Annotated in this window: 6 protein-coding genes; 5 read left to right on the top strand and 1 reads right to left on the bottom strand. The window is 49.2% G+C overall.

Annotation, left to right across the window (positions count from 1 at the left end; genetic code table 11):
- Positions 1–86: 86 nt before the first annotated feature.
- From HMPREF3027_RS04635 to HMPREF3027_RS04620, 5 genes are all read left to right on the top strand, one after another.
- The gene (locus HMPREF3027_RS04635) at positions 87–1,289 is read left to right on the top strand and encodes an AAA family ATPase (RefSeq protein ID WP_070707303.1); all 1,203 of its coding nucleotides are present in this window, start codon (positions 87–89) and stop codon (positions 1,287–1,289) included.
- Positions 1,270–1,788, top strand: a complete 519-nt coding sequence (locus tag HMPREF3027_RS04630; protein WP_070707301.1) for a hypothetical protein — start codon at positions 1,270–1,272, stop codon at positions 1,786–1,788. Before HMPREF3027_RS04635 ends, HMPREF3027_RS04630 begins: the two co-directional genes overlap by 20 nt.
- Positions 1,789–2,219: 431 nt before the next feature.
- The gene (locus tag HMPREF3027_RS04625) at positions 2,220–3,269 is read left to right on the top strand and encodes a coiled-coil domain-containing protein (protein ID WP_070707299.1); all 1,050 of its coding nucleotides are present in this window, start codon (positions 2,220–2,222) and stop codon (positions 3,267–3,269) included.
- 101 nt (positions 3,270–3,370) lie between these two features.
- The gene (locus HMPREF3027_RS09860; RefSeq protein WP_371440876.1) at positions 3,371–3,493 is read left to right on the top strand and encodes a Fic family protein; all 123 of its coding nucleotides are present in this window, start codon (positions 3,371–3,373) and stop codon (positions 3,491–3,493) included.
- A gap of 9 nt (positions 3,494–3,502) precedes the next feature.
- Positions 3,503–4,651, top strand: coding sequence for a DegT/DnrJ/EryC1/StrS family aminotransferase (locus HMPREF3027_RS04620; RefSeq protein ID WP_070707297.1), 1,149 nt, complete (start codon positions 3,503–3,505; stop codon positions 4,649–4,651).
- 989 nt (positions 4,652–5,640) lie between these two features.
- Here the strand turns inward: HMPREF3027_RS04620 and HMPREF3027_RS04615 are convergent.
- Positions 5,641–7,107: a PA14 domain-containing metallophosphoesterase gene (locus tag HMPREF3027_RS04615; RefSeq protein WP_070707295.1), complete on the bottom strand. Its 1,467-nt coding sequence runs from the start codon at positions 7,105–7,107 to the stop codon at positions 5,641–5,643.
- Positions 7,108–7,119: the final 12 nt, after the last annotated feature.

The following is a 7,119-nucleotide window of genomic DNA, read 5'->3' as shown; positions in this document are numbered from 1 at the left end:
TGTGCGAGAATGGCACTTCGTGCAACATTCTCATATTATCCCTTTTTGCTATCTTTGCGAAAAGGTAGGCAGTTAAAGCTATTGCTATGAAGTATTTAGAGATAAGAAGACTTGGTCCAATTATAGCTACTGGGGTGATGGAGATCTCTCCAGTGACTCTCTTCTGTGGCCGTCAGGGGAGGGGGAAGAGTACCATCGTGAAGATACTATCCACCTGTATTTGGCTTGAGAAGGCTATCTCTAGGCAGGAGGTGGATGAGAAGTACTATACGCTCTACAATCGATTTCGTAAGACTCTTTGTGGTTACCATCAGATTGAGGACTTTTTTTGTCCTTATACCTACATCAAGTATGTGGGAGAGGCTTATACTTTTGAGTACAAGTCGGAGCGTCTCTTTATAAAGAAAAATAGGGGGGATGGTGGCTACTTACTTCCGAAGGTGATGTATATCCCTGCGGAGCGTAATTTTATGGTTGCTATTGAGCAGGCTGATAAGGTGCGAGGTCTGCCTGCATCATTGGTTACGCTCCAGGTGGAATACCAAAAAGCCCTTGGCAAATTGAAGGGGTCATTTGACCTTGTGGATGGGTTTGCTGTAGAGTATAGTAGACAAAATAAAATTACGTACATCGCCAAAGGGGGGAGCAAGGTGCGTGCCTATAAAGGAGCAAGCGGGCTACAATCGCTTCTACCACTGCTACTGGTATCAAGGTCTCTATCGAATGAGATTGCAGAGCGGGTGGATGTCCCCCTTAGTGCAGAGGAGCTCGCGAAGCTTCGCAAGAAGATTGCCGAGATACAAGAGGACGCTTTCGTATCTGACCAATTGAAAAAGCTGATGATAGAAAATGTGACGAAGGTGATTGCACCTAAGTCGCTTTGGTGTATTGTGGAGGAACCGGAGCAAAATCTATATCCTTTGACACAGAAGGAGCTACTATTTAACCTATTGGAGAGCCGTAAGAGAAATAACGGAAGCGGATTGGTGATGACTACGCATAGCCCCTATATAATCAACTACCTTTCTATCTGTGTGAAGGCCTATCAAGTGGCGAACAAGGTGGGTGATGAGGGAAACAAGTTGGTGGAGGCTATAGTGCCTCATCGCAGCCAATTGGCACCTAATGAGCTATCGATCTATGAGATAGAGGAGAATGGGGTGGTGAGAAAGTTGAAAAGCTATGAGGGTATCCCAGAAGATAGCAACTTCCTTAACAATGCCCTACAGGAGACTAATCAACTCTTTAGCGATTTGATGGATATAGAAGATGGCATCGCAGAAGGATAAGGTGGACTTTTTTGACCCTTCGCATATCACGGAGCCGCTACAAAAGGCTCGCGAATTTGGTATCAACGATGGGAATCCACACGCCACATCGGACCGCGATAAGTGGGCCTATACCACTACAAATGGGGATCCTTGTAAGTGGAATGCCCACGTAACCAACGAAAAAGAAGTAGAGCTACAATTTGTACCACTTGATCACAATATCCCTGAGGAGCACTTGTGCGATGGGGTTCTCTACACGAAGGGAAAGGAGCGTGTAATCTTCATAGAACTCAAAAGTGGCGAAAAGCGATGGATACAGAAGGGGGTTGAGCAGCTAAAGAATACGCTCTCTCACCTTGACGATGATTTTATAAACTCTGAGGAAAGAGTGGTGATGGCCTACCTATGCAATAGTAGCCACCCTCATTTTGCCTTTTCGCATCGGAAGGAGATGCAGGAGTTTAGGAACTCTGAAAGGGTGCGTCTTTATATCCAAAGGGATATTGATAAATTCTGACTGCTATCCTAACCACGCTTTCGGGATTCGGGGTCGTCTCGAAGGCCAGTACGCTTCCAGCACTTTGTAGGTGCTTGGTGTCCTGCGTGCAAAGTCCCAGCACATTTGAACCAAATGTGCGAGAATGGCACTTCTCGTGCATCATTCGCACTTTAGGGACCAAAATGATTGGGGTTGCTTGGAAGTTATTGGTAAGTTTGCTGTATAGTTTGGGAGATGATGAAAGAGTTGAGACTGTTGCACAAATGCGATCTGCTGCGTTGCTATCGGAATTCGGGCTTGGTCACGTACACTAGTACGCTTTCTTCGGCCTCATCCTCAGCGCCTGGCATCTCATCATCCGTGCAAAGTCTCAGCACATTTAAGCAAATGTGCGAGAATGGCACTTCGTGCAACATTCTCAAGTTATAAACCTTTAGATATGGATGGTTATGAGTGAGGAGAGAGTACAGATCAGTATGTCCAATACCAAGAAGGAGATGTTGGAGGCTTACGAGGCACTTCTGAAGGAGGTGTCGACGAAGAGCAAGGAGAATCCACGCGAGGAACAAAAGCGAGTGGAGCAGGCGAAGGTGGTAACGAAGGCTGAGGGGCTTTCGGCCGAGGAGCTGAATGACTATGCCCGTGAGGTGATGGGAGGATTTGAAAAAGCGGTGGTGCTACTTCAGAAACAGCTTAAGGAGGGTTTTGAGAAGCTCCATCTGCTCAATGAGACCATCAAGGTAAAGGAGGCGTGGATCGAGGAGCTCTATGCTATTCAGAGTAATGCCGACTCGCTCTCGGCCCTTATCCTGGCTCAGAAGAAGTATAAGGAGGAGGCACAGCAGGAGCTGGAGCTGAAGAAAGGCCAATTGGAGCAGGAGATTGAGGAGACTCGTGAGGCGTGGGCTCGGGAGAAGGAGCAGCACGCCAACGGTCTGAAGCAAGAGAAGGCTGACATCGCTCTACAGCGGAAGCGTGAGGAGGAGGAGTACAACTACACGACCAATCAGAGACGCAGAGAGGAGGAGGATAAGTTTAAGACGCGTCTGCAAAATGAGGAGCGGGAGCTAAGGGAGCGTCAGTCGGCATTTGAACGGGAGCATGCCGACCGCCTCAAGGCTCTTACCGATGCCGAACAGGAGTTGGAACAGTTACGACAGCTGGCTTCGGGTATGGAGGGACGCATCGAGGAGGCCACTTCGAAGGCTATTGCCACCACGGAGGAGCGACTCAAGAGGGAGCACCGCTTTGAATTTGACCTAGCTCAAAAGGAGACAGAGGGTCAGCTACTGCTGAAGGATCAGCAGATCGGTTTGCTACAGCAGAAGATCAAGGAGATGGAGACTCAGCTGAGAGAGGCAGGCGTGAAAGTGGCTAAGTCGGAAGAGACGGTGAAGGATATTGCCTTCCGTGCTATTGAATCCTCTACCGTCACCACTCGTGCATTTGCCCGTGAGCAACGCCCCTCTACCCCTCGCGACACCACCGAAGAAAACTAATTTCATCGCACTTAACCCACAGTCGTATAAAGACTAAAAGAAAGATATAAGCATAGTAGATAAGGAGATAAGCATACCAGATAAGGACAAAAGCATACTAGATAAGGACAAAAGCATACCAGATAAGGAACTGCCTGAAGGAGTTGCTGGAGGCAGGCGAACTGGAGTATACCTACCCTGATATGCCGAGGCACCCAAAACAGAAGTATAAGACTAAAGTGTGAGATAGTGATATGGAAGAGAAGAAGAGGATATGGCTATCGCTGGCCCAGATGGGGGGCGAGGAGCAAAAGTATATTAAGGAGGCGTTTGATACCAATTGGGTGGTACCGCTCGGTCCGAATGTAAATGCCTTTGAGCAGGACTTACGCAATTACCTGAATGAAGATGTGCATGTGGTGGCACTGAGTGCCGGCACGGCAGCGCTTCACTTGGCTTTGGTGATGCTTGATGTGAAACCGGGCGATGAAGTGCTTTGCCAGAGCTTTACCTTCTCGGCGAGTGCCAATCCGATCAAGTATCAAGGGGCAAGCCCTGTATTTGTGGATAGCGAACCGGAGACGTGGAATATGTGTCCGAAAGCGCTCCGAAAGGCGATTGAGGATCGGATCAAGGTGACGGGTAAGAAGCCGGCGGCGATCATCCCTGTGCACCTCTATGGTATGCCGGCGAAGATGGATGAGATCCTGGCGATCGCCCGTGAGTATGATATCCCTGTGGTGGAGGATGCTGCGGAGGCGCTTGGCTCTACATACAAAGGGCGTAAGTGCGGTACGCTGGGGAAGTATGGGGCGCTCTCATTTAATGGCAATAAGATCATCACTACCTCGGGCGGAGGGGCCCTGGTGACGCACAGCGAAGCGGAGGCAAAGCGGGTGATGTTTTTTGCCACACAAGCACGCGAACCGGCTCCCCACTATCAGCACAAGCATATCGGCTACAACTACCGCCTCTCGAACATCTCGGCCGGTATCGGTCGTGGTCAGATGGAGGTGCTGCAGGAGCATGTGGATGCCCGCAGGAGCCACCACGACTACTATCGTGAGGCGCTCTCTGATGTGAAGGGGATTGAGGTGATGAGTGCCCCCTCGAGCGACTTCAATAGTAACTACTGGCTCACCTGTATCACAATAGATCGCGAGGTAACTGGATATGACCGTGAGGAGCTTCGCCAACGGTTGGAGGCGGAGAATATCGAGAGCCGCCCGCTTTGGAAACCGATGCATCTGCAACCGGTCTTTGCCGACTGCCCCTTCTACAGCATGGTGGAGGGCAAGGCGATCTCGGAGCAACTCTTTGACAGGGGGCTCTGCCTCCCATCGGGCTCTGCCCTCACCTCCGCCGATCTGGATCGGGTGATCTCAACAATTGTTGGGAAATAAAGAAACAAGACGCAGGTCGTGAGGGAAAGCCCCAACGACCTGCGTTTTTTTCTAGAGACTCTTGCCCAGTGTAAATCTTTATCATATGGTACTCTGAAGATCTTTTTTCACTAGACAAAGCCCTAGCTCAAATTGTCCGACCTCCCACAAGGGGAGGTCGCGAGGGTGGGGAGGAGATGACCATATTCCCCCTGGTCGTTCGGGCTACGCCCTCCGAACAGGGACTAGGATCCGTCCGACCGCAAGCGGTCATTTTCCCCTTCCCAAAAAATATAATTAATCACCTATATGATATGGAGATTTAGATTGCCTTACCTCATTCAATGAATGGCACCATTGTGTACTATCTATTGTCAAATGACCTCCCCTTGTGGGAGGTCAGACGTATCCTAGCCCACACGTCGGAGGGGCGTTAGCCCCGAACGACTGGGGGATCATAAGCCATCCCCCTCCTAGCTTACGACCCCTTGTGGGTCGGACAAGCCTATACGAGTGCGACCGTAAGGGTTGGAGGGCTATAGACGATACAAGTAAAACCCCAAAGGGGTTTCATGGTGTAATAACCCAAGCTTCCCCGTGAGAGCGAGCGAAAGCGAGCCTGAAGGTGAAGCTTGGGTAGAAAAGGGTACCATAAATAGGCTACACCGAAGGGGTTGCATATATACAATAACTTATTGAACCTAAAGTGCAACCCCTTCGGGGTAGGAGGTGAGCTCTATTTCTTTGCCCAACCTTCTCCTCGCAGGTACACTTCGCATACCAGCGAGGAGAAGGTTGGGTTAATAGGCCATGGGTGGATGTTGCAGAATGGCGATCTGCTGCGTTGCTTTCGGAATTCGGGCTCGGTCACGTACGTGAGTACGCTCCCTTTGGCCTGGTGAGGCCTTGGTGCCCTACGTGCACCTAGCCCTCATCCTCAGGCCTTGCATCTCATCCTTCGTGCAACATTCTCAAACTAGGACCTCGGAGAGGTCCTTATGGCTTCGGGCTTATTTGCTGCCACTTTGGATAAAAAGGTCTTCCTCTTGTAGGGGTCGCTCTGGGAGGTTACGCCCCACGATACCTACCTCAAGGATCTCACCCATATAGTTCTCAAAATAGAGAAGCCGTAGATGGTGATACCCCTGCTCTAAGGCGATCATCCCTTCACGCCGACGTGCACTGTGCCCGCCATCATTATCGACCACCAACTGATCATCTACATAGAGTACAGAACCATCGTCGGAATAGGTATAAAAGCGATATACCCCTCTCTCTGGGATATAAATAAAGGTATTGAATTGATAGCCAAAGTGATCTTGCTTGGGTGCAAGAGAGATATCAAAGTTGGAGCACACTCCGTGGGAAACTTCATGATCCTCCTTAAACTCCTCTACTGATTTGAAAGCGCCCTCATAGTAAGTATAGGAAACACCTGGAACCACTTGAGCTAAATCCTTAGAAGCGGAATAAGCCATCTCAGATTCGGCATGAGCGTTAAGACCTGAAGGGTAGTAATAAGCGGGCTCCCTCCCCTCAGGTGTGGTGATCCAAGTATCAAACTTACGCTCACCTTCATATAGATTGATAATCCGCCCTCCACGAACGAAGTTGCCATAAGCATCAGCTCCGCTATTACGTCCAAAAGCCATTGCTATACCCATATGAATACCAATAAAGTCATTGACATGGTCGTGCCCCACAAACATTCCCATCACATCGCCCATATCAATGAAAGAAGAGAATAGGCCCGAGTTGATACCAGCACTTGAGATACCCTCTTGCCAGTTGCCATAGGTTTTGGTATCTCCTTTAAGTAAAGCATACTCCTGGAGTGGAATATGGAAGAAAGCAAGAGCTGGGATGGGGGTTTCATTGGGAGAGCTAGCTGAAAACTCTCTGCTCCGATTGCGATACCACTCGATCTGGTTCCATTGGATCTTTTGATAGGTACCCAGTAGGGGATTGGGCTCTGAGCTATGAGAGTCGAAAAAGTAGAGTAGTGCCGTGGCATCGCCCTTAGCCCCTTTGATAGGTAGTACCATATTGCCATACCCATCAATATCTCTTTCGTAATTGGTGCCAATGAAGTAGGGAGAATTACTTGCCAATAGGCAAAAAATCTTATCACCTGCCAGCACTTCAGTATCGTGATTTCCGAGGGTAACCATAAATGGGGTTTTCAGGTCATTAAGGATAGCCAGTAGTTCAAGCCACCCCTTTTCTGCAGGCGAAGTAGTGACGATATCACCAGTAAGTACGATCAAATGTGGCTGCTCTTGATTTACCACTGAGCGCAGTATGGCTTCGGTCTTTTGCTTTTTTCTGGATCTGGCATCCCAGTGGAGATCGGTAAACTGTGCTATGATCAATGAGCCATCCACAAATCTTACCTCCTCACTTCTCACGGATAAAGATGCGAAGGGCAGGAAAAGTAGTCCCACGAGAGCAATGAATAAAAGAGTTATCTTCTTCATAAGTATATCTGT

This window comes from Porphyromonas sp. HMSC077F02, from assembly GCF_001815465.1.
Classification (GTDB): Bacteria; Bacteroidota; Bacteroidia; order Bacteroidales; family Porphyromonadaceae; genus Porphyromonas_A; species Porphyromonas_A somerae.
This window is presented reverse-complemented; position numbering and strand designations above follow the sequence as displayed.